This is a genomic window from Stenotrophomonas sp. 05N423 (assembly GCF_056397145.1).
This window is the reverse complement of record NZ_JBFTMV010000002.1, coordinates 321922-347943: the sequence shown is the minus strand read 5'-3', so window position 1 is coordinate 347943 and position 26022 is coordinate 321922. Positions and strand designations below refer to the sequence as shown.

Annotated in this window: 24 protein-coding genes and 1 tRNA gene; 6 read left to right on the top strand and 19 right to left on the bottom strand. The window is 69.0% G+C overall.

What is annotated here, in order from left to right; translation table 11 throughout:
• Positions 1-39 precede the first annotated feature (39 nt).
• Together AC1DGW_RS05460 and AC1DGW_RS05455 are read right to left on the bottom strand one after the other, a co-directional pair.
• Positions 40-441, bottom strand: coding sequence for a type II toxin-antitoxin system VapC family toxin (locus AC1DGW_RS05460; RefSeq protein WP_478020278.1), 402 nt, complete (start codon positions 439-441; stop codon positions 40-42).
• On the bottom strand, positions 438-671 hold the full coding sequence (locus AC1DGW_RS05455; protein ID WP_478020276.1) for an AbrB/MazE/SpoVT family DNA-binding domain-containing protein: 234 nt from the start codon (positions 669-671) through the stop codon (positions 438-440). The genes AC1DGW_RS05460 and AC1DGW_RS05455 overlap by 4 nt, the downstream gene beginning before the upstream one ends.
• 278 nt (positions 672-949) lie before the next feature.
• Between AC1DGW_RS05455 and acnA the strand changes: the two genes are divergently transcribed.
• Together acnA and AC1DGW_RS05445 are read left to right on the top strand one after the other, a co-directional pair.
• A complete protein-coding gene (gene acnA / locus AC1DGW_RS05450) occupies positions 950-3706 on the top strand; it encodes an aconitate hydratase AcnA (RefSeq protein ID WP_478020274.1) in 2757 nt (918 codons plus the stop codon).
• A gap of 468 nt (positions 3707-4174) precedes the next feature.
• Positions 4175-5266, top strand: a complete 1092-nt coding sequence (locus AC1DGW_RS05445; RefSeq protein ID WP_478020272.1) for a dipeptidase — start codon at positions 4175-4177, stop codon at positions 5264-5266.
• Between the two features lie 15 nt (positions 5267-5281).
• Here AC1DGW_RS05445 and AC1DGW_RS05440 read toward each other — a convergent pair whose 3' ends face one another.
• From AC1DGW_RS05440 to serS, 13 genes are all read right to left on the bottom strand, one after another.
• Positions 5282-6697, bottom strand: a complete 1416-nt coding sequence (locus AC1DGW_RS05440; RefSeq protein ID WP_478020270.1) for a replicative DNA helicase — start codon at positions 6695-6697, stop codon at positions 5282-5284.
• 205 nt (positions 6698-6902) lie between these two features.
• Positions 6903-7460, bottom strand: coding sequence for an NADPH-dependent FMN reductase (locus AC1DGW_RS05435; protein ID WP_478020268.1), 558 nt, complete (start codon positions 7458-7460; stop codon positions 6903-6905).
• A 76-nt stretch (positions 7461-7536) separates the two neighbouring features.
• A complete protein-coding gene (gene asnB / locus AC1DGW_RS05430; protein WP_478020266.1) occupies positions 7537-9480 on the bottom strand; it encodes an asparagine synthase (glutamine-hydrolyzing) in 1944 nt (647 codons plus the stop codon).
• An 8-nt stretch (positions 9481-9488) separates the two neighbouring features.
• Positions 9489-11765, bottom strand: a complete 2277-nt coding sequence (locus AC1DGW_RS05425) for a thiamine pyrophosphate-dependent enzyme (protein ID WP_478020264.1) — start codon at positions 11763-11765, stop codon at positions 9489-9491.
• Positions 11766-11809: 44 nt separating this feature from the next.
• Entirely contained in the window at positions 11810-12448 is a 639-nt protein-coding gene (locus AC1DGW_RS05420; protein WP_478020680.1) for a glutathione S-transferase family protein, read from the bottom strand.
• A gap of 237 nt (positions 12449-12685) precedes the next feature.
• Complete coding sequence (locus tag AC1DGW_RS05415) at positions 12686-13222, bottom strand: GNAT family N-acetyltransferase (RefSeq protein ID WP_478020262.1); 537 nt, start codon at positions 13220-13222, stop codon at positions 12686-12688.
• Positions 13223-13272: 50 nt separating this feature from the next.
• On the bottom strand, positions 13273-14127 hold the full coding sequence (locus AC1DGW_RS05410) for an EcsC family protein (RefSeq protein WP_478020678.1): 855 nt from the start codon (positions 14125-14127) through the stop codon (positions 13273-13275).
• 5 nt (positions 14128-14132) lie between these two features.
• Complete coding sequence (gene orn, locus AC1DGW_RS05405; RefSeq protein WP_478020260.1) at positions 14133-14708, bottom strand: oligoribonuclease; 576 nt, start codon at positions 14706-14708, stop codon at positions 14133-14135.
• A 97-nt stretch (positions 14709-14805) separates the two neighbouring features.
• Positions 14806-15318, bottom strand: a complete 513-nt coding sequence (gene tadA / locus AC1DGW_RS05400; protein WP_478020258.1) for a tRNA adenosine(34) deaminase TadA — start codon at positions 15316-15318, stop codon at positions 14806-14808.
• The gene (locus tag AC1DGW_RS05395) at positions 15315-15779 is read right to left on the bottom strand and encodes an acetyltransferase (protein ID WP_478020256.1); all 465 of its coding nucleotides are present in this window, start codon (positions 15777-15779) and stop codon (positions 15315-15317) included. The genes tadA and AC1DGW_RS05395 overlap by 4 nt, the downstream gene beginning before the upstream one ends.
• A gap of 63 nt (positions 15780-15842) precedes the next feature.
• A tRNA-Ser gene (locus AC1DGW_RS05390) sits at positions 15843-15932 on the bottom strand.
• 69 nt (positions 15933-16001) lie between these two features.
• The gene (locus AC1DGW_RS05385; RefSeq protein ID WP_478020254.1) at positions 16002-16994 is read right to left on the bottom strand and encodes a LysR substrate-binding domain-containing protein; all 993 of its coding nucleotides are present in this window, start codon (positions 16992-16994) and stop codon (positions 16002-16004) included.
• Between the two features lie 229 nt (positions 16995-17223).
• Positions 17224-18504, bottom strand: a complete 1281-nt coding sequence (serS, locus tag AC1DGW_RS05380) for a serine--tRNA ligase (protein WP_478020252.1) — start codon at positions 18502-18504, stop codon at positions 17224-17226.
• A gap of 122 nt (positions 18505-18626) precedes the next feature.
• Here serS and AC1DGW_RS05375 point away from each other — a divergent pair, with 122 nt between their 5' ends.
• Positions 18627-19280 (top strand): energy transducer TonB, encoded by a 654-nt coding sequence (locus AC1DGW_RS05375; RefSeq protein ID WP_478020676.1) that lies wholly within the window; start codon positions 18627-18629, stop codon positions 19278-19280.
• A 131-nt stretch (positions 19281-19411) separates the two neighbouring features.
• Positions 19412-19969: an energy transducer TonB gene (locus AC1DGW_RS05370; RefSeq protein ID WP_478020250.1), complete on the top strand. Its 558-nt coding sequence runs from the start codon at positions 19412-19414 to the stop codon at positions 19967-19969.
• Positions 19970-20031: 62 nt separating this feature from the next.
• On the opposite strand, the gene aroA is transcribed toward AC1DGW_RS05370, so the two are convergent.
• From aroA to AC1DGW_RS05350, 4 genes are all read right to left on the bottom strand, one after another.
• A complete protein-coding gene (gene aroA / locus AC1DGW_RS05365) occupies positions 20032-21342 on the bottom strand; it encodes a 3-phosphoshikimate 1-carboxyvinyltransferase (RefSeq protein ID WP_478020248.1) in 1311 nt (436 codons plus the stop codon).
• A 240-nt stretch (positions 21343-21582) separates the two neighbouring features.
• Positions 21583-22752 carry a prephenate dehydratase gene (pheA, locus tag AC1DGW_RS05360; RefSeq protein ID WP_478020246.1) on the bottom strand — a complete coding sequence of 390 codons (1170 nt, stop codon included), beginning with the start codon at positions 22750-22752 and terminating at the stop codon, positions 21583-21585.
• 54 nt (positions 22753-22806) lie between these two features.
• Positions 22807-23892, bottom strand: a complete 1086-nt coding sequence (serC, locus tag AC1DGW_RS05355; protein ID WP_478020244.1) for a phosphoserine transaminase — start codon at positions 23890-23892, stop codon at positions 22807-22809.
• Between the two features lie 142 nt (positions 23893-24034).
• Positions 24035-24838: an FHA domain-containing protein gene (locus tag AC1DGW_RS05350; RefSeq protein WP_478020242.1), complete on the bottom strand. Its 804-nt coding sequence runs from the start codon at positions 24836-24838 to the stop codon at positions 24035-24037.
• Positions 24839-24957: 119 nt separating this feature from the next.
• Here AC1DGW_RS05350 and AC1DGW_RS05345 point away from each other — a divergent pair, with 119 nt between their 5' ends.
• Both AC1DGW_RS05345 and AC1DGW_RS05340 read left to right on the top strand, forming a co-directional pair.
• Positions 24958-25233 (top strand): polyhydroxyalkanoic acid system family protein, encoded by a 276-nt coding sequence (locus AC1DGW_RS05345; RefSeq protein WP_478020240.1) that lies wholly within the window; start codon positions 24958-24960, stop codon positions 25231-25233.
• A 92-nt stretch (positions 25234-25325) separates the two neighbouring features.
• Positions 25326-25787, top strand: coding sequence for a phasin family protein (locus AC1DGW_RS05340; protein WP_478020238.1), 462 nt, complete (start codon positions 25326-25328; stop codon positions 25785-25787).
• Positions 25788-26022 lie beyond the last annotated feature (235 nt).

The following is a 26022-nucleotide window of genomic DNA, read 5'->3' as shown; positions in this document are numbered from 1 at the left end:
AACTCCCGGGGTGGTACGGATGAGGAATGGGGTATGGGCTCAGGCTTGCGGCACGATCAGCTTCAGGCCCTTGAAGTAGTCGCGGTAAAACGTGTCGCTCCAGGTGATGAGGCCGTCGCACTGCAGCAGCGCATGTGCGCCGACCATGAAATCGTCGATGCGGCGGGTGTCGCCGGCGTTGCGCTGGCGGTGGCGGCGATGCATCTCGCCGGCGCGCAGCGCGGACTTGGCCTCCAGCGGGCTGAAATGGATACCCATCTCCTCCAGCGCTTCCTGCACCTGCGCGCCGCCACGCAGCGAGGCGCAGATCTCGGCCAGGGTCGTGCCGCAGACCACCACACGGCCACCGACCAGGGCCTGCCGCAGGCAGGCCTCCACCGCGTCGGCGCGGGGGCCGTCGCTGAGCAGTTCGATCAGGACCGGGGAGTCGACCGCGATCATGCCTCGCCGGCCTCGTCGCGCACATCGCGCACGGCCTGCTCGGCCGACTCGAAGCCATCCAGCGCGAACTTGCCGCGGGCACGGGAAATGGCGTCGTCCACGCTCTTGCGCAGGATGATGCGGCTGCCTTCCAGCTCGACCTTCAGCAGCGTGCCCTTGGTCAGGCCGAGCGCATCGCGTACGGCCTTGGGCAGGGTGATCTGTCCGCGTTCAGCAACGGTGGCTTCCATCGGGCGCCCTCCAAAGTATGTACGAATTATACATACCTCCACCCGCATACCCAAACCCCGCCTGCCCCGTCCACGATGGCGCGAGGCTTGCGGCACAAGGGCTGGCGCCCGCCCCGTGACATGACTGCAACAAACCGGTGCGTATGCTGAAGGCCATGCGCGGCCTCGCCCACGGGAAGATCGTCCATACTCGGGCGACCGGTTACTGAACGGGGCTCCGCCCCAGCCAGCGGGCGCGCCTTCGCGCCGTCGCACGCCATCCGCAACAGGAGTCAGCCATGAGCGATTCGTTCTCCACCCGCAGCCAACTCACCATCGGCGACCAGACCTACACCTACTGCAGCCTGCCCAGGCTGGGCGAGCGCTTCGACATCTCGCACCTGCCCTACTCGATGAAGATCCTGCTGGAGAACCTGCTCCGGCACGAGGACGGCGGCCAGACCGTCGGCCCGGAACACATCGAGGCGGTGGCCAAGTGGGATCCGAAGGCCGAACCGGACACCGAGATCGCCTTCATGCCGGCACGGGTGGTGCTGCAGGACTTCACCGGCGTGCCCTGCGTGGTGGACCTGGCAGCGATGCGCGATGCGGTCACCCGCCTGGGCGGCCGCGCCGAGCAGATCAACCCGCTGATCCCCTCCGAACTGGTGATCGACCACTCGGTGCAGGTGGATGTATTCGGCCGCCCCGACGCGCTGGATGTCAACGGCCGCATCGAGTTCGAGCGCAACCGCGAGCGCTACAGCTTCCTGCGCTGGGGCCAGAAGGCGTTCGAGAACTTCAAGGTGGTGCCGCCGAACACCGGCATCGTGCACCAGGTGAACCTGGAGAACCTGGCCCGCGTGGTGATGGAACGCGACGTCGACGGCACCCGCTGGGCGTTCCCGGACACGGTATTCGGCACCGACTCGCACACCACCATGATCAACGGCATCGGCGTGCTCGGCTGGGGCGTGGGCGGCATCGAGGCCGAGGCCGCCATGCTCGGCCAGCCCTCGTCGATGCTGATTCCGCAGGTGGTCGGCTTCAAGCTCACCGGCCGCCTGCCCGAAGGCGCCACCGCCACCGACCTGGTGCTGACGGTCACCCAGATGCTGCGCAAGCTCGGCGTGGTCGGCAAGTTTGTCGAGTTCTACGGCAACGGCCTGCAGCACCTGCCGCTGGCCGACCGCGCCACCATCGCCAACATGGCGCCGGAGTACGGCGCCACCTGCGGCATCTTCCCGATCGACGCCGAATCGCTGAACTACCTGCGCCTGTCCGGGCGCAGCGACGTGCAGATCGCGCTGGTCGAGGCCTACGCCCGGGCGCAGGGACTGTGGCACGAGCCCGACAGCCCGCATGCGCAGTACAGCGCCACGCTGGAACTGGACATGGGCGAAGTGAAGCCGTCGCTGGCCGGCCCCAAGCGCCCGCAGGACCGCGTGCTGCTGCAGGACGTGCGCCAGAACTTCGCCGACGCGCTGGGCGGACTGACCGTCAACCGCGACCGCCGCAACGACGAGATCGCCGATTTCATCAGCGAGGGCGGCGGCGCCGCGGTCGGCAACGAACAACTGACCAAGGGCCATGCCGACATCGAAGTCGAGGGCCGCAAGGTGCGGTTGCGCGACGGCGCGGTGGTGATCGCCGCGATCACTTCCTGCACCAACACCTCCAACCCGGCGGTGATGATCGGCGCCGGCCTGCTGGCCCGCAACGCCGCCGCGCGCGGCCTGACCCGCCAGCCGTGGGTCAAGACCTCGCTCGGGCCGGGTTCGCGCGTGGTCACCGACTACCTGGAAAAGGCCGGCGTGCTGAAGGAACTGGAGAAGCTGGGCTTCTACGTGGTCGGCTACGGCTGCACCACCTGCATCGGCAACTCCGGCCCGCTGCCCACCGAGGTCAGCGCCGGCATCGCGGCCGGTGACCTGGTGGTGGCCTCGGTGCTGTCGGGCAACCGCAATTTCGAGGGCCGCGTACACCCGGAGGTCAAGACCAACTACCTGGCCTCGCCGCCGCTGGTGGTGGCCTACGCCATCGCCGGCACGGTCAACATCGACCTGACCCGCGAGCCGCTGGGCAGGGACCGCGACGGCAACGACGTCTACCTGCGCGACATCTGGCCGAGCAACAAGGAGATCGGCGACGTGATCGCCGCCACCGTCGGCCCGGAGATGTTCAAGCAGAACTACGCCGACGTGTTCAAGGGCGACAGCCGCTGGGCACAGATCGAATCGCCGGAAGGCCAGGCCTACCGGTGGAACGGCGACTCGACCTACATCAAGAACCCGCCCTACTTCGACGGCATGACCATGGCCGTGGGCAGCATCGCCGACATCCATGGCGCGCGCGTGCTGGGGCTGTTCGGCGACTCGATCACCACCGACCACATCTCCCCGGCCGGCAACATCAAGAAGGACTCGCCCGCGGGCCGCTTCCTGCAGTCGCGCGGCGTGCAGCCGGTCGACTTCAACAGCTACGGCAGCCGCCGCGGCAACGACGACGTGATGGTGCGCGGCACCTTCGCCAACATCCGCATCAAGAACCTGATGTTCGGCGGCGAGGAAGGCGGCAACACCCTGTACTTCGGCGCACAGCCGCCGGAAAAGATGTCGATCTACGACGCGGCGATGAAGTACAAGGCGGCGGGCACGCCGCTGGTGGTGGTCGCCGGCAAGGAATACGGCACCGGATCCTCGCGCGACTGGGCGGCCAAGGGCACCAACCTGCTCGGGGTCAAGGCGGTGATCGCCGAGAGCTTCGAGCGCATCCACCGCTCCAACCTGGTCGGCATGGGCGTGCTGCCGCTGCAGTTCCTGCCGGGCGAGAACGCGCAGACGCTGGGCCTGGATGGCTCGGAGACCTTCGACGTCACCGGGCTGGACGATGGCAGGGCCAAGCGCGCCACCATCACCGCGACCCGCACCGACGGCAGCCGCGCCACCTTCCAGGCGCACGTGCTGCTGCTGACGCCGAAGGAAGTGGAGTACTTCCGCAACGGCGGCCTGCTGCAGTACGTACTCCGCCAGCTGGCAGCAAAGAAGGCGGCGTGATCGCCTCTTGAACGACGGAAGACCGGCCCCGCGCAGCGCGCGGGGCGTTCGCCCGGACCGCGCGGCAGTGCCGCGCAAGCGGTCCGGCCTCACCCGCAACGGCGGCCTGCCGCAGTACGTACTCCGCCAGCTGGCAGCCAGGAAGGTGGCGTGATCGCCTGTTGAACGGCGGAAGACCGGCCCCGCGCAGCGCGCAGGGCGTTCGACCGGACCGCGCGGCAGTGCCGCGCAAGCGGTCCGGCCTCACCCACAACGGCGGCCTGCTGCAATACGTACTCCGCCAGCCGGCAGCAAAGAAGGCGGCGTGATCGCCTCTTGAACGGCGGAAGACCGGCCCCGCGCAGCGCGCGGGGCCTTGCCTGTACCGCACGGCGGCCATGGCCCATCATCGGTTCCTGTCATCGCCGGGAAGGGAGCTCCATGGGTACGGACGCGTCACGCCGCCGGTTTCTGGGATGGGGCAGCGGCATGCTGGCAGGATTGGCCCTGCCTCCAGCCATCGCGGGAACCCACGCCGCTTTCACCGCTCCCGTCACCGACAGCGCCGCGCTGTACGCCCGCGCCCTGGTCGTGGACGCCAACACACTGGCCTCGGTCGGTGCGCTGTTGCACGACGATGATCAGGCCCTGCATCTGCGCCAGATCCGCGAATCGGGCATCAGCGTGATCAAGACCACGCTCGGCGGTGCGGCCGGCTCATTCGAGGACGCCGTGGCCGATATCGCCCGGGCGCAGCAACTGGTCGAGTCCCATCCGGGGTTGTTCCTGAAAGTCGTCACCCGGGACGACATGGCGCGCGCCAGGCGCGAGGGGAAGGTCGCGCTGATCTTCTCGTTCGAGGCCACGACCATGCTGGAGGACAGGGTCGAGCGCATCGACCTGTTCCGCGGCCTCGGCATACGAGTCATGCAGTTGTCCTACAACCATGCCTCCGCGTTCGGCGGCGGCTGCCTGGATGATGCAGCGCTCGGTCTGAGTCCGCTCGGGCGCGAAGCCATCGCGCGGATGAACGCACAGGGCGTGGCGCTGGACCTGAGCCATTCCAACGCGCGCACCACCCAGGAAGGCATCGAAGCAAGCCGCACGCCGCCGCTCATCACCCATGCCGGCTGCAGCGCGGTCTTCGACCATCCGCGCAACAAGCGCGATGCGGAGCTGCGGGCGATGGCCGACAAGGGCGGCGTGGTCGGCATTTACATGCTTCCCTTCCTCACCGAGGACAGCCGCCAGCCACTGCTGGCCGACTACATCGCACACATTGAGCACGCGCTGCGCGTCTGCGGCGAGGACCACGTCGGCATCGGCACGGACGCGCTGTTCTTCCCCGTGGGCGAGGAGGACATCCGCGAGATGGACCAACAGATGCGCGAGCGCAGGCTCGCCGGCACCGGTGCGCCGGGCGAGAACCGCACGCCCTACCTGCCCGACGCCAACACCCCGCGCAGGCTCGCCCTGGTGACCGAGGCCCTGCTGCGTCGCGGGCACACGCCGCGCGCGGTGGAGAAGGTGCTGGGCGCGAATTTCTCCCGCGCCCTGGGCGACATATGGGGAAGCGGCTGAAGCCTGTGCCAGCCGTTACTCGAACGAACCGACGCTGTCGTGGCTGAGGTTGTCGAAGCGGGTGTATTCGCCGAAGAACTTCAGCTTGCACGAGCCGGTCGGGCCGCCGCGATGCTTGCCGATGATGATCTCGGCCAGGCCCTTGTCCGGCGAATTTTCCTTGTTGTAGTACTCGTCGCGGTAGATGAACACGATCATGTCCGCGTCCTGCTCGATGGCGCCGGATTCGCGCAGGTCGGCCATCACCGGGCGCTTGTCGGTACGCGTTTCCAGCGAGCGGTTGAGCTGGGACAGCGCGATCACCGGCACGTTCAGTTCCTTGGCCAGGCCCTTGAGCGAACGCGATATCTCCGAGATCTCGGTGGCGCGGTTCTCGCTGTTGCCCGGCACGCTCATCAGCTGCAGGTAGTCGATCACCACCAGGCCCAGGTCGTGCTCGCGCTTGAGCCGGCGGCACTTGGAGCGCAGCACTTCCGGCGACACGCCAGGGGTGTCGTCGATGAAGATCTTGGTTTCCTTGAGCATGCGGATGGCGCTGGTGACGCGGCTCCAGTCCTCGTCCTCGAGCTGGCCGGTACGCAGGCGCGTGGCGTTGATGCGGCCATTGGAGGAAATCAGGCGCATCGCCAGCTGCGAGGCCGACATTTCCATCGAGAACACCGCCACGCCCTTCTTCGACTTAATTGCCGCGTACTCGGCGATATTCAGCGCGAAGGTGGTTTTGCCCATTGCCGGACGCGCGGCAAGGATGATCAGGTCGGTCGGCTGCAGGCCGGCGGTCATCTGGTCGAAATCGTTATAGCCGGTCGGCAGGCCGGTGATGTTGCCGCCGTTCTCGAAGCGGTTGCGCAGTTCCTCGAACGCATCCTTCAGCGCGCCGGGCATGGCGACGAAGTCGGTGCGCCCACGCGCGCCCTGCTCGGCGATGGCGAACACGGATTTCTCGGCGGTAGCCAGCAGTTCGGTGCTGTCGCGGCCCTCGGGCTGGAAGCCGTCGTTGACGATGTCGGTACCGACCTGGATCAGCTGCCGCAGCACCGCCTTGTCGCGCACGATCTCGGCGTAGGCGCCGATGTTGGCCGCCGACGGCGTGGTGCTGGCCAGTTCGATCAGGTAGGCGCCGTCGCCGACCTGTTCCAGCTTGCCCTGCGACTCGAACCACTCGCCCAGCGTCACCGCGTCGAACGGGCGGTCGCGCTCGGACAGTTCGCGGATGGCACGGTAGATCAGCTGGTGGTCGCGGCGGTAGAAATCCTTTTCGGTCAGCGCCTCGTTGACCCGGTCGTAGGCCTCCGGTGCCAGCATCAGGCCGCCCAGCACCGCCTGTTCGGCCTCGACCGAATGCGGCGGCACGCGCAGGCTGTCGATGCGCTGTTCGCCGCGCTCTGCGCGGTCGTTGCGGTCGGAACGGAAGCTGGGACGGGCGGACATGGGAACCTGCTACTGCGGAAAAGCCAGGCGCCCATGGTAGGCGGACGCCGGCTCTCGGTGTGGGGATAGCTCTGTGGACAACCTGTCCGCAGCCGGTGAATGTGGCCGCCGGGCCAGCATCGCAAGGGCCGGGAGCCGGAGCCGGCAGAACGCACCCGGCGCCACCAGGGGCGCCGGAGACGCGATTATCGCCCGACAGCGGCCTTCAGCGCCGGTGATGTGTCCCGACCCAGTCCAGGAAGCGGTCAACATAGCCCTGCAGAAAGCGCCGGGTGCCGTCGTTGACGACGCTGCCGTCGGCCTCGATCAGCCCTTCCTTGTACTGCAGGAAGGCTTCGGGCTGGGCCATCACCGACAGGTTCACGAACACCAGCACGTTGCGCAGGTGCTGCTGGGCCATCGCCGTGCCGGCCGCGCCGGGCGAGGTGCCGATCACCGCCGCCGGCTTGCCGTCGAAGGCGCCATCGCCATACGGGCGCGAGGCGGTGTCGATGGCATTCTTGAGCACGCCGGGGATGGAGCGGTTGTATTCGGCAGTGACGAACAGCACCGCGTCGGCCTTGCGGATTCCGTCCTTCAGGCGGGTGCCCTGCGCCGGGAAGTCGCCGTCGTGGTCCTGGTTGTAGAGCGGGATATCGTCGATGCGCTGGTAATCGAAGCGCGCGCGCTCGCCGGCCAGTCTTTCCAGGGCCAGCGCCAACCGGCGGTTATGGGACTCCTTGCGCAGGCTGCCCACGAGTACGGCGATGCGATACGGTTCCATGACGACCTCGCTCCGGGAAAGATCGGGCCAGCCTAGCCGGCCGCTCCTTCGCGGCCGGTGAAGGCCGCAGGGATTCTCAGGCGGCGTGGACCTGTGCCCGCTGCGCCTGCCAGTGCGCCTGCCAGGCCTGGAACATCAACACGTTCCACAGGTGGGTATGCCACTTGCGCTCGCCCTGGCCGAAGCGCTGCCACAGCGCCGAGACCGCGGCTTCCTCGAACACGCCGTCCTGCTGCAGCCGCCGCGGATCGAGCAGGTCGCAGGCCCAGGCCTGCAGGTCGCCGCGCAGCCACTGCGTCACCGGCGCGCCGAAGCCGCGCTTGCCGCGGAACACCATCGCATCGGGCAGATAGCGCCGCAGCACCTGCTTGGGCAGGTATTTGGTGGTGCCGTCGCGCAGTTTCATGCCCAGCGGCAGCGACCAGGCGAACTCGGCCACGTTCCCGTCCAGCAGTGGCGCGCGCGCCTCCAGGCTCGCCGCCATGCTGGTGCGGTCGACCTTGCACAGCAGGTCGTCGGCCAGATAGGTAGTGAAATCGGCCAGCATCATCGCGTCTGCCGGGCTGCCCTGCCCCCGCAGCGGATCGGGCTGGCTGTAGAAGGTGGCCGGCTCGCGCGCGCCGCGCACCGCCGCGGCCGGGTCGCGCCAACGCGAGATGCGGTTGCGGTAGACATCGCCGATGCCGGTCGCGCCTATCTCGGCCAGCAGCGCGGCCAGGCCGCCAGCACGCGAATCCTCGCCCTGGGCGTGGGCATGGCGCCCCAGCCAGCGCCGCAGCGGCGCAGGCACGCGCTGCAGGGCGCGCCAGTTGCGCAGCGCGCGCTGGTAGCGGGTATAGCCGAAGAACAGTTCGTCGCCGCCATCGCCGGACAGGGCCACGGTGACACCGCCCCGCGCCAGCCGCGCGACCAGCGCGGTCGGCACCTGCGAGGCGTCGGCGAAGGGCTCGTCGAACATCGCCGGCAACTGCGGCACCACCGCCAGGGCGTCGGCGCCGCTGACGTACAGCTCGGTGTGGTCGCAGCCCAGATGGCGGGCCACCTCTTTCGCCAGCGGCGCCTCGTCGTGGTCGGAGTCCTCGAAGCCGATGCTGAAGCTGTGCACCGGCTGCGCGCTCTGCGCCTGCATCATCGAGGCGACGATGGCCGAATCGGTGCCGCCGGACAGGAATACGCCCACCGGCACGTCGGCCACCATGCGCAGCGCGACCGCCTGGCGCAACTGTCCATCCAGCGCGTCGATGGCCTCGGCCTCACTGCCGGTGAACGGCGCGGCCAGGCAGGCGGCCATGCGTTCGCGCGCATCCCAGTACGCCACCTGCGCCTGTCCGGGCCGGTGCGCGGCGGCGCCGGCTGCCACCGTCGCCGCGTCCAGGTGCAGCACGCGGCCCGGCATCAGCTTGAAGGCGCGCTCGTGGATGCAGTGCGGCGCCGGGATGTAGTCCAGTCGCAGCAGCAGGGTCAGCGCGTCGCGGTCGATGCCGTTGTCGAAGGCGGGGTGGCGCCACAGCGCCTTCAGCTCGGAGCCGAACACCAGCGTGTCGCCGGCCCAGCCGTAGTACAGCGGCTTCTTGCCGACGCGGTCGCGGGCCAGCGACAGACGCTGTTCGCGACGGTCCCACAGGGCGATGGCGAACATGCCGTTGCAGCGCCGCAGCGTCGCTTCCAGCCCCCACTGCACGACCGCGGCCAGCAGCACTTCGGTATCGGAATGGCCGCGGAAGCCGTGGCCGAGCGGTTCCAGCTCGGCGCGCAGCGCGGCGAAGTTGTAGATCTCGCCATTGTAGGCCAGCCAGTAGCGGCCATCGCTGGACGCCATCGGCTGGTGACCCAGCGGCGACAGGTCGAGGATGCTCAGCCGCCGGTGCGCCAGCGCCACGCCGGCGGCGGCATCGGCCCAGACGCCGCGGTCATCCGGGCCGCGATGGGCCAGCGCATCGCCCATCGCGCCGGCCAGCGCCACCAGTTCCGCCTCCTGCAACCGCGCCTGCGATTGCAGGATTCCCGCCAGTCCGCACATACGAATCGTTATCCACGCGCCAGCTCGGCTGCGGCGCTCACCACGTCATTGTCGCCCGGAAGCACCAGCAATGCGGCACCGGCCAGCGGCGTGTAGGTGTCGGCGCCGGTGACCCGGCGCAGCGGCACCGCGCCGAAACCGGCCTCGGCCAGCGCGGTGATCACGCCCTCGCCCACGCCGGCACTGTGACGGCCCTCGTCCAGCACGATGATCCTTCTGGCGCCGCGCGCCTGTTCGGCGATGTAGGCCGCGTTGAGCGGCACCAGCCAGCGCAGGTCCACCACCCGCACCTTCCAGCCCTGCGCTGCCTCGATGGCCCTGGCCGCGCGCAGCGCCATCGGCACGCCATTGCCGTAGGTGATGACCAGGAGATCATCGTTGCCCTCGCCGTAGACGCGGCCCTGGCCCAGTTCCAGCGCCTGCTCCGGCGCCGGGTACGGGAACAGCCACTGGCCGTCGCCGGCCTCGTGCAGGTCCTTGGTCATGTACAGCGCGATCGGCTCGAGGAACACGCATACGCGCCCGTCCACCTTCGACAGCGCCGCCAGCGTGCGCAGCATCATCGCCGCGTCGTCGCCGCGCGATGGGCAGCCGACCACGAGGCCGGGAATGTCGCGGATGGCAGCGATCGAGTTGTCGTTGTGGAAATGGCCGCCGAAGCCCTTCTGGTAGCCCAGCCCGGCGATGCGGATCAGCATCGGGTTGCGGTACTGGTCGTTTGAGAAGAACTGCAGCGAACAGGCCTCGCCGCGCACCTGGTCGATGGCGTTGTGCAGGTAGGCCAGGTACTGGATTTCCGGCACCGGCAGCATGCCCATGTTGGCGAAGCCCTGGGCCATGCCCAGGATCATGGTCTCGTCGAGCAGGGTATTGAACACCCGGCGCGGGCCGAAGGCCTTGTGCAGGCCCTTGGTCACTGTATAGACGCCGCCCTTCTGCGCCACGTCCTCGCCGAACAGCAGGGTTTCCGGGTATTTGCAGAACAGCTCGTGCAGGCCCTGGTTGATCTGGATGGCCAGGTGCCGCGGCGGCAGGTTTTCCGGCAGCGATGCCTCGCTGCCGAACACTTCCAGACGGCGTTGCCCATAGTCGGCACGGGTCGCCTCGGCGCGCACCTTGTCCGGGGTATAGGGCGCCAGCGGCGCCATCACGTCCTTCAATGCCGTCAGGCGCGGGCGCTTGTCCGCGTCCTCGGCGGCCTCGAAGCAGCGCGCACGGGTGCTTTCGTACAACGCCAGCACCTCCCCGGCGCTCATCGCACCAGACTCGACCGCGATCTGCGCGGACCTCAGCAGCGGGTCACTGGCCTCCACCGCGCACAGTTCCTCCAGCGCGCGCCATTCGATCTCGAAGTCGGTGCCGGCGTGGCCCATGATGCGGGTGGTGCGCAGGTGCAGGAAGGTCGGCCGGCGCGTGCGGCGGCAGTGCTCGACCGCGCGCTCCACGTCGGCATAACCGGCCGCCAGGTCCAGGCCGTCGGCGAAGAAGTAGTCCAAGTCCGGACGGTTGCGGAAGCTCTCGGCGATCCAGCCGCCGGGCGTCTTCACCGAGATGCCGATGCCGTTGTCCTCGCATACGTACAGCACCGGTGCCGGCAGCTTCTGGTAGGCCGTCCACGAGGCCGCGTTGAACGCGGTCTGCGCGGTGGCGTGGTTGGCCGAGGCATCGCCGAAGGAACAGATGGCGATGCTGTCCTCGGGCACCGGCAGGGACAGGCCGAGCCGCTTGCCGGCCTCGATGGCGATGGCCGTGCCCATGGCCTTGGGCAGGTGCGAGGCGATCGTCGAGGTCTGCGGCAGCACCCACAACGGCTTGCTGCCCCATACCTTGTGGCGGCCGCCGCTGGCCGGGTCCTCGGCGCTGGCGGCGAAGCTCAGCGCCGAGTCCATGATCGGGTCCATGCCCGGCAGCTTGCGGAAGCGCTCGGCCATGAAGCCGCCGGAGCGGTAATGCAGGAACGCCGGATCGGTATGGCGGGCGGCACGGGCCACCATCGCATTGCCTTCGTGGCCGGACGAACCGATGGTGTAGAAGACCTTGTTCTGCACGCGCAGCACGCGCGCCATCAGGTCCAGGTGGCGACTGATCAGCTGCGATTCGAACAGCTCGCGGAATCCCCGCACGTCCAGTCCGCTGCCCGGCAGCACCGGGGCTCCCTCCTGCGGCGCGCCGGCCGGCCCCTGCGCCAGGCCCTTCACGAATTCGATGAAATTGGTATCGCAGATCTCGGCGCGGTTCAGACCCTTCATGCGGGCCGGAATGGGATTGGGTACACGGGCGAACATCAGGCGGGACTCCACGGTGCAGGCAGGTTGGGAAAAGGGGCGGATCAGGGTGACGCGGCGAAGTTGCGCAGCACCTCCGGCGGCGGATCGGGCATGGCCACGAAGCCGGGCTGGGCGCGCAGCGCCTGCAGCCAGCGGCCGATGGCCGGCCAGCAGGACAGTTCGATGCCGCCATCGGCGGCGACCGCGGTATAGGCGTACAGCGCGATGTCGGCGATGCCGTAGTCCGGTCCGGTGAACCAGTCATGCTCCGACAGATGCCGTTCCATCACCGCCAGCGCCGCGTGGCCGCGCTCGCGCAGCCGCGGCAGTTCCTGCCGTCGCGGCGAATCCGGCGGCGTCCAGCCGCTGATGAAACGCGCCACCGCGATGTACGGCTCATGGCTGTACTGCTCGAAGAACATCCACGACAGCGCCTGCGCGCGCTGCCAGCCATCGGCCGGCAGGAACGGCGTGCCCTCGGCCAGCCAGAACAGGATCGCGTTGGATTCGGCGAGCACGCGCCCGTCGTCGCGTTCGACCAGCGGCACCTTGCCGTTCGGATTCAGCGCGAGGAAGGCCGGCGTGCGGGTCTGGCCGCCGGCGCTGTCCACCTCGACCCAGCGGTAGCGCGTGCCCAGCTGCTCCAGCAACAAGCGGACCTTGTGGCAGTTGCCCGAAGTGGACATGCCATACACCGTCAACGCAGCACCTGGATTGCTCAACGACACGCTTCCCCACGCCGCCGACGTGGCGCGCGATCCGGCCATCTGACCGGAATCGGGGCCGTTTGGTAAAGCTGCGACCGCAGCAAAATCCACGGAAGAATCCGGCGCGCACCGGCGTGACGCCGTCAACTGCGGCGACGACGGATCAGCGGCCGGCCAGCGGGCACGGGCCAGTGCCCCTCGCCCGCCGATGGATGCCGCTGAAACGATGCCTCAGCGGCGGGCCTGCCACGCCTGCCGCGACTGCCCCCACACATCGACCTCAACTTCCTGCGGCGGCGGCAGGCGCGTGGCGCGCAGCACCTGCGAGCCCAGCTTGCGCGCGACGACCTGCGAATTGATGTTGTCCGGCGCGATGGTATGGATCACCTCGCTCCAGCCCAGCGTATCGAACGCCCAGTCGATGGCGGCACGCGCGGCCTCGGGCGCATAGCCGCGGCCCCAGCGCGCCGGCACGATGCTCCAGCCCACTTCCGGTCCCGGCCAGCCATGCGGCTGCCATGGCCCTACCCGGCCCACCCAGCGCCCGCTGTCCTTCTCGATCACCGAGAACATCGAATAGCCCAGCAACTGCCAGCTGCCAGTCAACGCAGCCAGGCTGCGCCAGGCCACCGGCGGTGCCTGCACGCCACCCAGGTGCTCCATCGCCACCGGGTCGGCGCAGAACGCGGCGAACGCATCGAAGTCCTCCGCCGACGGCGGCCGCAGCAGCAGCCGCTCGGTTTCCACGCGCAGGTCGAAAATGCTCATCGCGGGCCTCTCCATGTCTCCGGCCCGCCACGCTACCACCCGGCGCGGAATCAGGCCGTCATGCGTCCGCTGATGGCGCCATAGGCCAGGCGCACGGTATCGAAACCGTGCTTGCGTTCCAGACGGCGGACGATGAAATGCCCGCGCGCCATGTCCTGGTAGTAGCCGGTGAACATCGTGTTCAAGGTGGCGCCGGCCACCGCGCCGATCACCGGCACCGCCTGCGCGGCGAATTTCTCGGAGACCACCACGCCGAAGCGGGCGGCGATCTTCTCCACGATCCGCGCCAGCCACTTGCCGGCCTCCTTCGGCCCCAGTCCGAGCAACAGGCCGTGGCTGCTGCTGAGCGTGGTGCCGGCCAGTTCCGCCGACAGATGCCGCATCAGCTCGGTGGTGAAGCCGCGCGCCAGGTAATAGCCGGTTTCGCTGGCATCGTCGCCATCCGAATTGCCGCCCAGCGCGAACACTTCCAGGCAGGCCTGGCGGGTGGCGAAGTCATCCAGGTCGAAGCCTTCGCTGCGGGCGATGTCGGCCACCGCGCGCATGATGATGGTGGTGGACAGCGGCAGCTCGATCACCAGCGCGGGCAGGCCACCGGCACCGCCCAGCGCGCCGGACGCGGCGGCGGCCAGCTTGTGCAGCCGCGGCGAGGCCGGCTTGCCGGGCTGCTTCCTGTCCATGCTCCACAACGCGGCCTGCGCAGCCTTGTGCAGCGCGGCCTCGGTCGCGCCCTGGATGCGTTTCGATACGCCTGAAGGCAGGCGGCGCACGGCGAACTCCAGCGGCGAGCCGACCAGGTTGGCCATGCGCGCGCTGAGCGTCGGCGCTTCCAGCAGCGCCACCGCACGCCGCAGGTCGGCCATGTCCAGCGGGCTGTCGGCCAGCGTCGGCGCCAGTTCGCCCATCGTGCTCAAACCGTCTCCGGCAACCCGGCCAGCGCCCCCATGTACTGGCGGTAGTGGCGCAGTTCGGCGATCGAATCGTGCACGTCGCTCAGTGCGGTGTGGTTGGAATTCTTGCCCACGCCCGAGGCGATGGCCGGTGCCCAGCGCCGGGCCAGTTCCTTGACCGTGGAAACGTCCAGGTTGCGGTAATGGAAATAGCGCTCCAGGCGCGGCATCTGCCGGTGCAGGAAGCGACGGTCCTGGCAGATGGAGTTGCCGCACATCGGCGAGGCGCCGGCCTTGATCCAGTCCTGCAGGAAGGCGATGGTCCGCGCCTCGGCCTGGCCGAGGGTGATGTCGCTGTCGATCACGCGCTGCCACAGGCCCGAACGGCGGTGCTGGTTGCGGTTCCACTCGTCCATCGCCTCCAGCGTCGCCAGCGGATGGGCGATGGCGAACTCGGGGCCTTCGGCCAGCACGTTGAGCTGGGCATCGGTGACCACGGTGGCGATCTCGATGACCGAATCGTTGTCCGTGTCCAGCCCGGTCATTTCCAGATCGATCCAGATCAACCGGTCGTTGCCTGTGCTGTTGTCCGTCATGTAGCGCCTCGTGCGGGGGCCGGCGGCAACGGCGCCGGCGGGATATCGGGCCTTCATGATACGCCGCACGTCCGCCCGGCCGCGCGTTCCCGGGACGTCAGCCGCCGTCGTCCGGCAGCAGCGGCCGGCCGCGCTTGGCGCGGAAGTAGTTGGTCAGGCGCAGGCCCGCCTCGCGTGCCAGCACACCGCCTGCGACCTCGACGCGATGGTTGTGGCGCGGGTCGCCGAGCAGGTCGAACACGCTGCCGCAGGCACCGGTCTTCGGATCGGTGGCTGCATACACCACGCGCGCCACTCGCGCGTGCACCAGCGCCATCGCGCACATCGCGCAGGGCTCCAGCGTCACGTACAGCGTGCAACCGACCAGCCGGTGATTGCCGAGCCGTGCCCCGGCTTCGCGCATCGCCACGATCTCGGCATGTGCGCTGGGATCATGGCGAACGATGTTGAGGTTCCAGCCCTCGCCCAACAGCTGCCCGTCGGCACCGACCAGCACCGCGCCCACCGGGATCTCGTCGAACTCGCGCTGCGCGCGCTCGGCCAGCGCCAGCGCGTGGCGCATCCAGCGCTGGTCGGTTTCCGGACCGGGGCCGGCCATCGCTGCGTTCATCGTGTGTCTTCCGATACGGCCGGTGCGCCGGCGTGGCGCAGATGCACCAGCGGATACGGCCGCCCCTGGCCATCGAGCGGCGAACGGCCGGTCTCGACGAAGCCCAGCCGCGCGTAGAACGCCATCGCCTGCGGGTTCTGTGCGTTGACGTCGGTACCCAGGCGCGGGTATTCGCGCAGCGCCTGCTCCACCAGCCGGCGCCCCAGCCCGCGGCCGTGATGCGCCGGATCGACGAACAGCGCCTCCATGTGGCCATCCACGACCAGCATGAAAGCCATCGGCACGTCGTCCGCGTCCACCGCCAGCAGCAGCGGCGCATGGGGCAGGAAACCGCGGACCTCGGCCTCGATGGCCTGGCGGTCGGCGGCGGCGAGGAAGGGATGCGTGGCATCGACGGCGCGGCGCCAGATGTCGATGACGCGGGCATCGTCTTGCGGGCGCGATGGACGCAGTGTCGGCATGGCTCGGAGTCCGGAAGAGTCCCGGGAACGCGCCCGGCGCGGCAAGCGCCCGGGTCGCCAGGATGGCGGGCAGAGTGGGATTCGAACCCACGGAAGGTTTGACCCTTCGCCGGTTTTCAAGACCGGTGCCTTAAACCGCTCGGCCATCTGCCCGTGACTGTCGTGCCGATGCCTGCGCACCGGCCAGGGGCGCGCATTCTCGCACGCCGCCGCCGATTCTGCTCAACCGGCCTCGATCGCCAGCGCGCCCATGGTGGAGGCGCGGATCTTCTCCTTGGCGCGCTCGCAGGCACCACCGCAATCCAGGCGCGAGGCCTCCAGCTGCGGCGGCAGGTGCTCGGCCAGGAAGTCGATGAACACCCGCACCGCCGGCAGCAGCCCGCGGCGCGAGGCGAACACCGCATGGCAGATACCCTGCGGCAGCGACCAGTCCGGCAGCACCACCTCCAGCTCGCCGTTGCGCACCGCGTCGGCGCAGACCGTTTCCGGCAGCATGGTGATGCCGAAGCCGTCCTTGACCATGCTCTGCAGCAGCGGAAAATCGAAGCCGGCCACGCGCGGCTGCAGGTCCACGCGGCTGACCACGCCGCCCGGGCCGTGCAGTTCCCAGCGCTGCCGCGCCTCGTCCTCGCTGATGCTCAGGGTGACATGCTGGGCCAGGTCGTCCGGTGTCTTCGGGCGGCCAGCGCGGTCCAGGTATTTCGGACTGGCCACCAACAGCTCCTGCACCTGGCCGAAGCTGCGCATCACCAGGCTGCCGTCGTCATCCAGCCGCGAACGCACGCGCAGCGCCACGTCGTAGCCCTCGTTGATGATGTCCACGCGGCGGTTGCTGATGTTCAGCTGCAGGCGCACCTTCGGGTACTGCTCGAGGAACTTCGGCAGCAGCTTGGGCAACTGCATCTGCGCCAGCGACACCGGTACGCTGGCGCGCACCAGCCCACGCGGCTCGGCGCTGAGGCGGTCCACCACCTCGCGCGCGGCCTGCGCCTCGGCCAGCATGGTCTGTGCGTGGCGGTGCACGCTCATGCCCACGTCGGTCACCGCGAAACGACGGGTCGAACGCTGCAGCAGGCGCACGCCCAGGTCGGTCTCCAGCTGGCTGATGCGCCGGCTCAGGCGCGACTTGGGGATGCCCAGCGCGCGCTCGGCGGCGGCGAAGCCGCCATGGTCCACCACCATCGCGAAGTAGTAGAGGTCGTTGAGGTCCTGCATGGATTGATCCCACAACTGGAACGAATCGGTAAATTCAACCACCTTTGTCCTGATTTTACAAATCAGGCCACGATCGGTCCGATATGCCACGTACTGCTCCCGGCGGCAGCTTCGCCGGGACGGTTCCAGCAGGGAACTGCCCCGCTCTACAGGGCGGCATTGCGGGCCTGCAAACGAAAGGGCCCGCATCGCTGCGGGCCTTTCAGAGAGACGAAGATGACGGCCAGCCTCAGCCGATCCGCTCCACCCCGCCCATGTACGCGCGCAGCGCCTCGGGCACGGTGATCGAGCCATCGGCGTTCTGGTAGTTCTCCATCACCGCGATCATCGCCCGGCCCACGGCCACGCCCGAACCGTTGAGCGTATGCGCCAGCTCCGGCTTGCCGGTGGCGGGGTTGCGCCAGCGCGCCTGCATGCGCCGGGCCTGGAAATCGCCGCAGTTCGAGCACGAGGAAATCTCGCGGTAGGTCTGCTGCGAGGGCAGCCAAACTTCCAGGTCGTAGGTCTTGATCGCCGAGAAACCCATGTCGCCGGTGCACAGCAGCATGCGCCGGTACGGCAGGCCCAGCTTCTGCAGCACGGTCTCGGCGCAGGCGGTCATGCGCTGGTGCTCGGCGTCGCTTTCCTCCGGGCGGCACACCGACACCAGTTCCACCTTTTCGAACTGGTGCTGGCGGATCATGCCGCGCACATCGCGGCCGCCGCTGCCGGCTTCGGAACGGAAGCACATCGAATGGGCGGTCATGCGCAGAGGCAGGCGCTCGGCCTCGACGATCTCGTCGCGGACGATATTGGTCAGCGGCACTTCCGAGGTCGGGATCAGGTAGCGCGTGGCGTCGCCGAGCGCGGTCTTGAACAGGTCTTCCTCGAACTTGGGCAACTGGCCGGTGCCGCGCAGCGAATCGGCGTTGACCAGCACCGGCACGTTGGTTTCCTCGTAGCCGTGCGCGTTGATGTGCAGGTCCAGCATGAACTGGCCCAGCGCGCGGTGCAGGCGGGCGATGGGCCCGCGCAGCACGGTAAAGCGCGCACCGGACAGCTTGGCCGCGGTCTCGCCGTCCAGCCAGCCGTTGCGGGCGCCGAGTTCGACGTGGTCGAGCACCGCGAAATCGAACGTGCGCGGCGTGCCCCAGCGCGACTGTTCGACGTTGTCGCTTTCGTCCCTGCCGCGCGGCACGTCGTCGGCCGGCAGGTTGGGAATGCCCTGCGACAGCGCCTCGATCTGCGCGCGCAGCTCGTCCAGCTGGACTTCCGAGGCCTTCAGCTCGTCGGCGAAGCCAGCTACTTCGGCCATGATCGCCGACACGTCCTCGCCCTTGGCCTTGGCCTGGCCGATCGCCTTGGAACGGCTGTTGCGCAGGCTCTGCAGTTCCTGCGTGCGCACCTGGATGCACTTGCGGTCGGCCTCCAGGGACTCGATCGCGGCCACGTCGAGTTCGTAGCCGCGCGTGTCGCGCAGGCGTTGCGCCAGTTCGGCGGGCTGCTGTCGGAGAAGGGCGGGATCGAGCATGGGGCGGCACTGTAAACGGATACGGAACGCGATTATCGCCCGAACCGCGCCGCTCTGCCGCGCGCCGGCACCTTCCTGTGCCAGAATCCGGACGTTCCTTCCGGTCAAGCTCCCCGCCTGCGCTGCCCATGCCCGCTTCCCGCTCCGACCAGAACATCACCTTCCAGTTGCCCCGCAACGCCCTGAAGATCGCTGGCATCGCCTTCTGCGCCGGCCTGCTGCTGTTCGTGCTGGTGTGGTTGAACGCGCGCCGGCACAACGATTTCTACCGGGCCGACCCGGCGCAGCCACAGGTCCAGGCCGACGAGGCCATGCCCCTGCCCGAACCGCTGCCCGCCGGCAGCGGCGCCAGCGACATGCCCGATGCGCGTCCGGAAGCGCCGGCCGAAGAAGCCCCGCAGGTGGTGGAGAGCGCGCCTGCGCCGCAGCCACTACCCGAATCGCCCGTGGCCGCAGCCCCCTCCGCTCCCACCGCAGCACCGCCCACCGCCGCGGCGAGCGACCGCCCGGTGCCGCTGCCAGGGCAAAGCCCGCCTCCGGCCTATCCGCCGGCCGCACTGCGGCGCGGCGAGAGCGGCACCGTGGTGGTGCGCGTGGATGTCGACGCCAGCGGCATGCCGCTGGACGCGAAGATCATCCAGCGCAGCGGCTCGCGCGACCTCGACCGCGCGGCGCTGGACGCCGTGCGCGGCTGGCGCTTCCAGCCGGCGCAGAGCAATGGCCAGCCGATGGCCGGCAGCCTGGAAATCCCCTTCGATTTCCAACCGGCCCAGTAAACTGAACGCCACCCGCGGCGCACGCTGAACTGCGGCGGACCCGCGGGCGGCGCATTGACGTCGCGCTGACACCCGCACCCCGCACACCGGGCCAGACTCCAAGCGTCACTGGACGCATAAGGAGCCTGACCATGAGTGCCACCCATGCCCATGAACTGAATGCCGCCGCGCAGAGCGGGCAACCACGCAGCCCTTCCACCTCGCCCCTGCTGTGGATGGCCCTGCTTCTGGCGATCCTGGTCGGCGTGCTGACCCTGATGTGGCGGCACGCCGAGCGGGCCACCCCGATTCCTGCCAGTGTGGAAACCACGCCGGTCGTCATAGCGCCGACGGCGGATGCAACAGCGGCCGCGCATACTCCCGCGGCCGCATCGCACAGCCAGCGCAGGCCGGCGGCTGTAGTGCATGACCGCCAGGCACGTCCGCTGGCCGGCAATCCTGCTCCGGCCTACCCGCCTGCCGCGCTGCGCGCCGGGGTCGAAGGCAGCGTCGTGGCCAGCCTGCAGGTCGATGCGCAGGGCAAGGTCACCGACGCCAGCATCGTGTCGCACGACGGCGAACGCAGCCGCGACCTGGACCGCGCGGTGTTGAACACGCTGGGTGGCTGGAAGTTCGAGCCGGCGGTGCGCAACGGCCGCGCCGTAGCCACCGTGGTGCGCGTCCCGGTGGACTTCCGCACCGCGCACTGAGCGCACTGTGATTACGCGAACGGGCCGGCAGCGGCATGCTGCCGGCCCGTAGCACGTCCTGATCAGCCGGCCGCCAGCGCGAAACCGGCGTCGCGCGCCAGTTGATCGTAGCCGGGGAAGGACGTGGCGACGTTGGCGACATCGTTGATCCGCACCTGTCCCCCGCTCAGCTGGCCGGCGATGGAGAACGCCATGGCGATGCGATGGTCGCCATGGCTTTCGATGGTGCCGCTGCCGAGCGGGCCCGGATGGATGGTGGCGCCGTCGTCGGTCTCGTCGATGCGCAGGCCCAGCGTGCGCAGGCCGGTGGCCATGGCCGCAAGACGATCGGACTCCTTCACCCGCAGTTCGGCCGCACCGCGCACCACGGTCGGGCCGTCGGCCGCGGCCGCGGCGATGAACAGCGCGGGAAACTCGTCGATCATGTCCGGCACCACCTCCACCGGAATCTCCGCGCCCTTGAGCGGCGCGTGACGCACGACCAGGTCGGCCACCGGCTCGCCACCGTGTTCGGCATGGTTCTCCTCGGTGATGTCCGCGCCCATCAGCCGCAGTGCGGCCAGCAGGCCGGTGCGGCGCGGGTTCAGGCCCACCGAGCGCAGGCGCACCTGCGAACCGGGGATGACGCTGGCGGCGACGATGAAGAACGCGGCCGAGGAGAAATCCGCCGGCACCGCGATGTCGGTGGCGCGCAGCCGCTGGCCGCCGCGCAGGCGTGCCCGGCCCGGCTCGAACGCGATCTCCACGCCGAAGGCGCGCAGCATGCGCTCGGTGTAATCGCGGGTCGGGTGCGGCTCGACCACGGAGGTTTCGCCCTGCGCGTAGAGGCCGGCCAGCAGCACCGCCGATTTCACCTGCGCGCTGGCCACCGGCAGCTCGTAGTCGATGCCGTGCAGTGGCTGGCCGCCATGAATGCGCAGCGGCGGCGTGCCGTCGTCCTGCGTATCGATGCGCGCGCCCATCTGCGCCAACGGGCCGGTGACGCGGCGCATCGGCCGCTTGGACAGCGATTCATCGCCCACCAACACGGTGTCGAACGGCTGCGCGGCCAGCAGGCCGGCGAGCAGGCGCATGCCGGTGCCGGCGTTCCCGCAGTCCAGTTCGCCGTCAGGCGCCCGCAGGCCATCAACGCCGACGCCATGCACGATGCGCCGCGACGGCGACGGGGTTTCGAAACGCACGCCCATGCGCGCGAAGATCGCCGCGGTGGCGCGGGTGTCCTCGCCTTCGAGGAAACCATCGATGTGCGATACGCCATCGGCCAGCGCGGCGAACATCACTGCCCGGTGCGACACCGACTTGTCGCCGGGAATATCGAGCGTGCCCTGCAAGGGCTGGCCTTTGCTTGCGATCCAGTGGGGCTGGGAGGTCATGCGGGCTCTCTCTGGTTGTCCATTGTTCCTTCTCCCTCCCTGCCGGGAGACAGTCCGGCAGGATTGCCGGACTGCACGGCGAAGCCACCCGGAGGGTACGGCACAGGGATGTGCCGTATGCAGGTGCCCCGAAGGGCGGATGAGGGTACGAGGCCAAGCCCCGGGGAGTCCGGATCTGCGAGGGGCTTCGCCCCTGCCTCTCCCCGACTCCTCTCCCGTGGGGAGAGGGGCTTCAGCGGTTCACGGCACGGCGACGGGATATGACCCCAGCACCTTGATCTGCGCCGAATGCGCTTCCAGCTCGGCCAGCGCCGCCTGCATCGATGCGTCCTCGATATGGCCGGCCAGGTCGATGAAGAAACCGTATTCCCACTTGGCCTGGTGCGAGGGGCGCGACTCGATGCGGTTCATGCTGATGCCGTGGCGCGCGAACGGGCTGAGCACGTCGAACAGCGCACCGGGCTTGTCGTGGATGAACACCAGCACCGAGGTGCGGTCATGGCCCGAGGACGGGAAGAACTGGCGGCCGATCACCAGGAAGCGCGTGGTGTTGTCCGCGTCGTTCTGGATCGGCTTGGTCACCACCTTCTTCAGGCCATACACATGGCCGGCGCTCTCGCCGCCGATCGCCGCCGCATCGTCGGCGTTGCGCGCGCGGCGCGCGCCTTCGGCATTGCTCGACACCGGGATCTTTTCGGCCTTGGGCAGGTTGGCGCGCAGCCATGCCGAGGTCTGCATGAACGACTGCGGGTGCGCGTAGACGCGTTCGATATCCTCCAGCCGGCCGCCGCGCGACATCAGGAACTGCTGCACGCGCAGTTCCACTTCGCCGCAGATCTTGAGGTTGGAGGTCAGGAACATGTCCAGGGTGATCTGGATCGTGCCCTGCCCCGAGTTCTCCACCGGCACCACGCCGAAGTCGGCATTGCCGGCTTCCACTTCCTGGAACACTTCCTCGATGCTGGCCAGCGGCAGGCCCAGCGCCGAACGGCCAAAATGCTTGAGCACGGCCTGCTGGCTGAAGGTGCCTTCCGGGCCGAGGTAGCCGATCTTCAGCGGCTCCTGCTGCGCCAGGCAGGCCGACATGATCTCGCGGAACACGTGCACCAGCAGTTCGTCCGAGAGCGGGCCTTCATTGCGGTCGACCACCATGCGCAGCACCTGCGCCTCGCGCTCGGGCCGGTAGTAGTCGACGGCGGCGGCGAGCTTGCCCTTGGCCTTGCCGACCTGGTGGGCGAACTGCGCGCGCTCGGCGATCAGGGACTGGATGCTGCGGTCGATCTGGTCGATCTTGGCACGCACGTCGGCCAGCACCGGCTTGGCCACGGCGATGCCCATTTCCCTGGCGGCTGCCTTCTTCGTGGGTGCCTGCTTCGCCTTGGCGGTGGTCTTGGGTGGCTTGGATGCCATGGTTCTCGTCTGCCTGTTGCGTGCCGGCGCGGTGCGCGCGGCGGGATGTGCGGATCAGCCGTTGCGCTGCTGGAAGTCGTGCATGAATGCCGCCAATGCCTGCACCCCTTCCAGCGGCATGGCGTTGTACAGCGAGGCGCGGATGCCGCCGACCGCCTTGTGGCCCTTGAGCGCCAGAAGGCCGGCGGCCTTGGCCCCGGCGACGAAGCGCGCGTCCAGTTCGGCACTGGGCAGGAAGAACGGGATGTTCATCCGCGAACGCACCGCCGCTGCCACCTCGTTGCGATAGAAACCGCCGGAACCGTCGATGGCCGCGTAGACCAGCGACGCCTTGGCCGCGTTGCGGCGCGCGAATTCGGCGGTGCCGCCCTGCGCCAGCATCCATTGCACGGTCAGGCCGAGCAGGTACCAGTTCCAGGTCGGCGGGGTGTTGAGCATGGAATCGCGCGCGGCGTGCGAGCGGTAGTCGAAGATGTCCGCGCGCGGCTGGCCGGCGCGTTCGAGCAGGTCGCGGCGGATGATGACCACGGCGATGCCGACCGGGCCGAGGTTCTTCTGCGCGCCGGCGTAGATCACGCCATAGCGCGAAACGTCGATCGGCTCGGAGGCGATCGACGAACTGAAGTCGGCCACCAGCGGCACCGCGCCCACGTCCGGCACGTCGCGGAACTCGACGCCGTGGATGGTCTCGTTGGCGGTGATATGCACGTAGGCCGCGTCGTCGGACAACCGCCATTGCGCACGCGCGGGAATGTCGCGGAAGCCGCCGGCCTCGCCGTCGGCGGCGATGTTCACGTCCACGTAGGGCCGCGCCTGCTTGACCGCGGTCTTGCCCCAGTGGCCGCTGACCACATGGTCCACGCGCTGCCCCGGCGCGGCGAGGTTCAACGGCAGCAGGGCCTGCTGCGTGGTCGCGCCACCGCCCAGGAACAGCACGGCGTAGTCGTCGGGGATGCCGACCAGGGCACGCAGGTCGGCTTCAGCCTGCGCCGCGACCGCCATGAAATCGGCGCTGCGGTGGCTGATCTCGACGATGGACGCGCCCACGCCGTTCCATTCCAACATCTCCGCCTGCGCCTGGCGCAGGACCGATTCCGGCAGGGTCGCGGGGCCGGCACTGAAATTGAACGCGCGCGTCATGTCACACCTGTCCGAGGGGAACCCCAAGTATGCCGCAGCGCAACAGGCTTTGGGGACACAGGAAAAGTTGCATCTGCAGCCAATCCGGACCGGGCGTGCCCGGATGCCGGGAAGGCGGTTCCGCAGGGAAGCGGAAAGGACGTCAGCGGACGCCGAACAACAGCAACGCGCTGATCGCGCCGCCCAGCAGCAGCGCGCTGAGCAGCAGCCACGGCCAGCGCCGCGCGCGCGGCGGCGGGAGGTCGTCCGCGCGTGCCTCCTGCTCCGCGCCAGGAGCATCGGCCGCGGCGGAAAACACCGCCGAATGGGCATCCAGCGGGACTTCCAGCACGAAACGCTGGTTGCCCTCGAACACCACCTGGTCGCCGCCCTGCAGCCAGCAGTGCCGGACCGCGACGCCGTTGACCCGGCACCCTTCCGGCGAACCGAGGTCGCGCAGCAGCACCCGGTCGCCATGGCGCTCGAACCGTGCCTGCCGCTCGGGGAAAACCGGATCGTCGATCACCACGTCCACCGTGCCATCGCGGCCGATGGTGCGGGGCCGGTCGAGCGGATAGCAGCGGCCGTGGTGGCGGCCGCCGACGCCGCGCAGCAGTACGCGCAGGTCCTCGCCGTCATCGCCGGCCGCCGCCGGCGGCTGCACGACGGGCTCGCACTCCCCGCGCAGCAGCATCTCCACGCCGTCGGCATAGACCGAATCGCCGGCGCGCAGCAAGGCCATGCGCCGCACCGGGCGGCCGTTGACATGAATGCCGCGGCTGCCGCTGGCCACCTGCAGCCAGACACCGCGTTCGTCGGTACAGAAGCGCGCCAGCAGCAACGGGCCGACGCTGTCGTCGCCCAGCCTGACCTGCCCGCTGGCATCGCGGACGATGCGCTGCACCCCCGGCGCCAGGGACTGATCGGGCTGCTGGCGATTGCTGAAATGGACTTGCAGGGTGCGCACCGGCGGCAGCCTAGCAGGTTGGCAGGACATGCAGAAGGTGGTCGCGGGACTTGGACTGCGCGACGCGTGTCCGCACAATGCCGCACCCTTGTTCCATGCCCGCCCGCCAGGAGCTTCCCATGTCCACCATCGACATCCGCCACGCCCATTCCCTGTCCGACGAGCGCGCCCGCGACGCCATCGCCGAGGTCGCCCGCAAGCTGCAGGAGCGTTTCGACGTCAATGCCCGCTGGGAAGGCGCCAACCTGCATTTCGCCCGTTCCGGCGTCGATGGCGTGATCGAGATGCTGCCCGGCGCGGTGCGGGTGAAGGCCGAGCTCGGCTTCCTGCTGTCGGCGATGAAGGGCATGGTCGAATCCGAGATCCAGCGGGTGCTGGCCGAAAAGCTGGGCTGAACGAAGCTGCCCGGATGCCGGGCGCCATCACGCGGCGCAGGCATCGCCGCCGCTACGGTATTCCCGGTCGCCTTGCACGGAGGAACACCGCCATGAATACCCACGAACACCATGATGCCGGCCGCGACCCGGGCGCGGCCGCGCAGGAGCGCAACGCACGCACGGGCCGCACCCTCGCCGGATCGGCGCAGCAGGTCTGGCTGGCCGGGCTCGGTGCGCTGTCGCGGGCCCAGGCCGAGGGCGGCCGGCTGTTCGAATCGCTGGTCAGGGAAGGCGAATCGATGGAGGCGCGCAACCGCGAGGATCCGGCCCGCGGTGGGAACCTGCGCGATTCGGTGGAAAGCACGCTGGAGCAGGCCCGCGAGCGCGCGGCCGGCACCTGGGACCGGGTCGAGAAATCCTTCGAGGACCGGGTGCATCGGGTACTGCGGCGCATGGACATTCCCAGCCGCTCGGACATCGAAGCGCTCAACGCGCGCCTGGACGCACTCAACCATCGCCTGAACCGCGCCGAAGCCAACGCCACGCCGCGGCAGGCGCCTGAAGAACACTGATGTTGCAAAGCAACATAAACTGAGCAAGAATCAACTCGACCCGCCAGCAGTACCGCGCCGTTTGTCTCCCTCCCCTCACGGCTCCGGATGGCGGGTTTTTTATTGCCGCCCTCCATGGCGGCAACCCTTCGGGCCATCGACAAGCGATGTCAAAAACCGCTCCCGGCGGTTTTTTTGTGCCTGCCGTCCGCGAGCAATGAACTCCCGTGCAGGAGCGCACTTCAGTGCGCGATGG

What these genes read in the sequence shown, in the direction of transcription:
- AC1DGW_RS05385 (WP_478020254.1), bottom strand. Translation starts at nt 16,994, where the DNA reads ATGCAGGACCTCAACGACCTCTACTACTTCGCGATGGTGGTGGACCAT.
- acnA (WP_478020274.1), top strand. Translation starts at nt 950, where the DNA reads ATGAGCGATTCGTTCTCCACCCGCAGCCAACTCACCATCGGCGACCAG.
- orn (WP_478020260.1), bottom strand. Translation starts at nt 14,708, where the DNA reads ATGACGGACAACAGCACAGGCAACGACCGGTTGATCTGGATCGATCTG.
- serC (WP_478020244.1), bottom strand. Translation starts at nt 23,892, where the DNA reads ATGACGCGCGCGTTCAATTTCAGTGCCGGCCCCGCGACCCTGCCGGAA.
- pheA (WP_478020246.1), bottom strand. Translation starts at nt 22,752, where the DNA reads ATGGCATCCAAGCCACCCAAGACCACCGCCAAGGCGAAGCAGGCACCC.
- AC1DGW_RS05445 (WP_478020272.1), top strand. Translation starts at nt 4,175, where the DNA reads ATGCTGGCAGGATTGGCCCTGCCTCCAGCCATCGCGGGAACCCACGCC.
- tadA (WP_478020258.1), bottom strand. Translation starts at nt 15,318, where the DNA reads ATGAACGCAGCGATGGCCGGCCCCGGTCCGGAAACCGACCAGCGCTGG.
- AC1DGW_RS05460 (WP_478020278.1), bottom strand. Translation starts at nt 441, where the DNA reads ATGATCGCGGTCGACTCCCCGGTCCTGATCGAACTGCTCAGCGACGGC.
- asnB (WP_478020266.1), bottom strand. Translation starts at nt 9,480, where the DNA reads ATGTGCGGACTGGCGGGAATCCTGCAATCGCAGGCGCGGTTGCAGGAG.
- AC1DGW_RS05410 (WP_478020678.1), bottom strand. Translation starts at nt 14,127, where the DNA reads ATGGGCGAACTGGCGCCGACGCTGGCCGACAGCCCGCTGGACATGGCC.
- AC1DGW_RS05435 (WP_478020268.1), bottom strand. Translation starts at nt 7,460, where the DNA reads ATGGAACCGTATCGCATCGCCGTACTCGTGGGCAGCCTGCGCAAGGAG.
- AC1DGW_RS05425 (WP_478020264.1), bottom strand. Translation starts at nt 11,765, where the DNA reads ATGTTCGCCCGTGTACCCAATCCCATTCCGGCCCGCATGAAGGGTCTG.
- AC1DGW_RS05340 (WP_478020238.1), top strand. Translation starts at nt 25,326, where the DNA reads ATGAATACCCACGAACACCATGATGCCGGCCGCGACCCGGGCGCGGCC.
- AC1DGW_RS05345 (WP_478020240.1), top strand. Translation starts at nt 24,958, where the DNA reads ATGTCCACCATCGACATCCGCCACGCCCATTCCCTGTCCGACGAGCGC.
- AC1DGW_RS05395 (WP_478020256.1), bottom strand. Translation starts at nt 15,779, where the DNA reads ATGCCGACACTGCGTCCATCGCGCCCGCAAGACGATGCCCGCGTCATC.
- aroA (WP_478020248.1), bottom strand. Translation starts at nt 21,342, where the DNA reads ATGACCTCCCAGCCCCACTGGATCGCAAGCAAAGGCCAGCCCTTGCAG.
- AC1DGW_RS05415 (WP_478020262.1), bottom strand. Translation starts at nt 13,222, where the DNA reads ATGAGCATTTTCGACCTGCGCGTGGAAACCGAGCGGCTGCTGCTGCGG.
- AC1DGW_RS05440 (WP_478020270.1), bottom strand. Translation starts at nt 6,697, where the DNA reads ATGTCCGCCCGTCCCAGCTTCCGTTCCGACCGCAACGACCGCGCAGAG.
- serS (WP_478020252.1), bottom strand. Translation starts at nt 18,504, where the DNA reads ATGCTCGATCCCGCCCTTCTCCGACAGCAGCCCGCCGAACTGGCGCAA.
- AC1DGW_RS05370 (WP_478020250.1), top strand. Translation starts at nt 19,412, where the DNA reads ATGAGTGCCACCCATGCCCATGAACTGAATGCCGCCGCGCAGAGCGGG.
- AC1DGW_RS05455 (WP_478020276.1), bottom strand. Translation starts at nt 671, where the DNA reads ATGGAAGCCACCGTTGCTGAACGCGGACAGATCACCCTGCCCAAGGCC.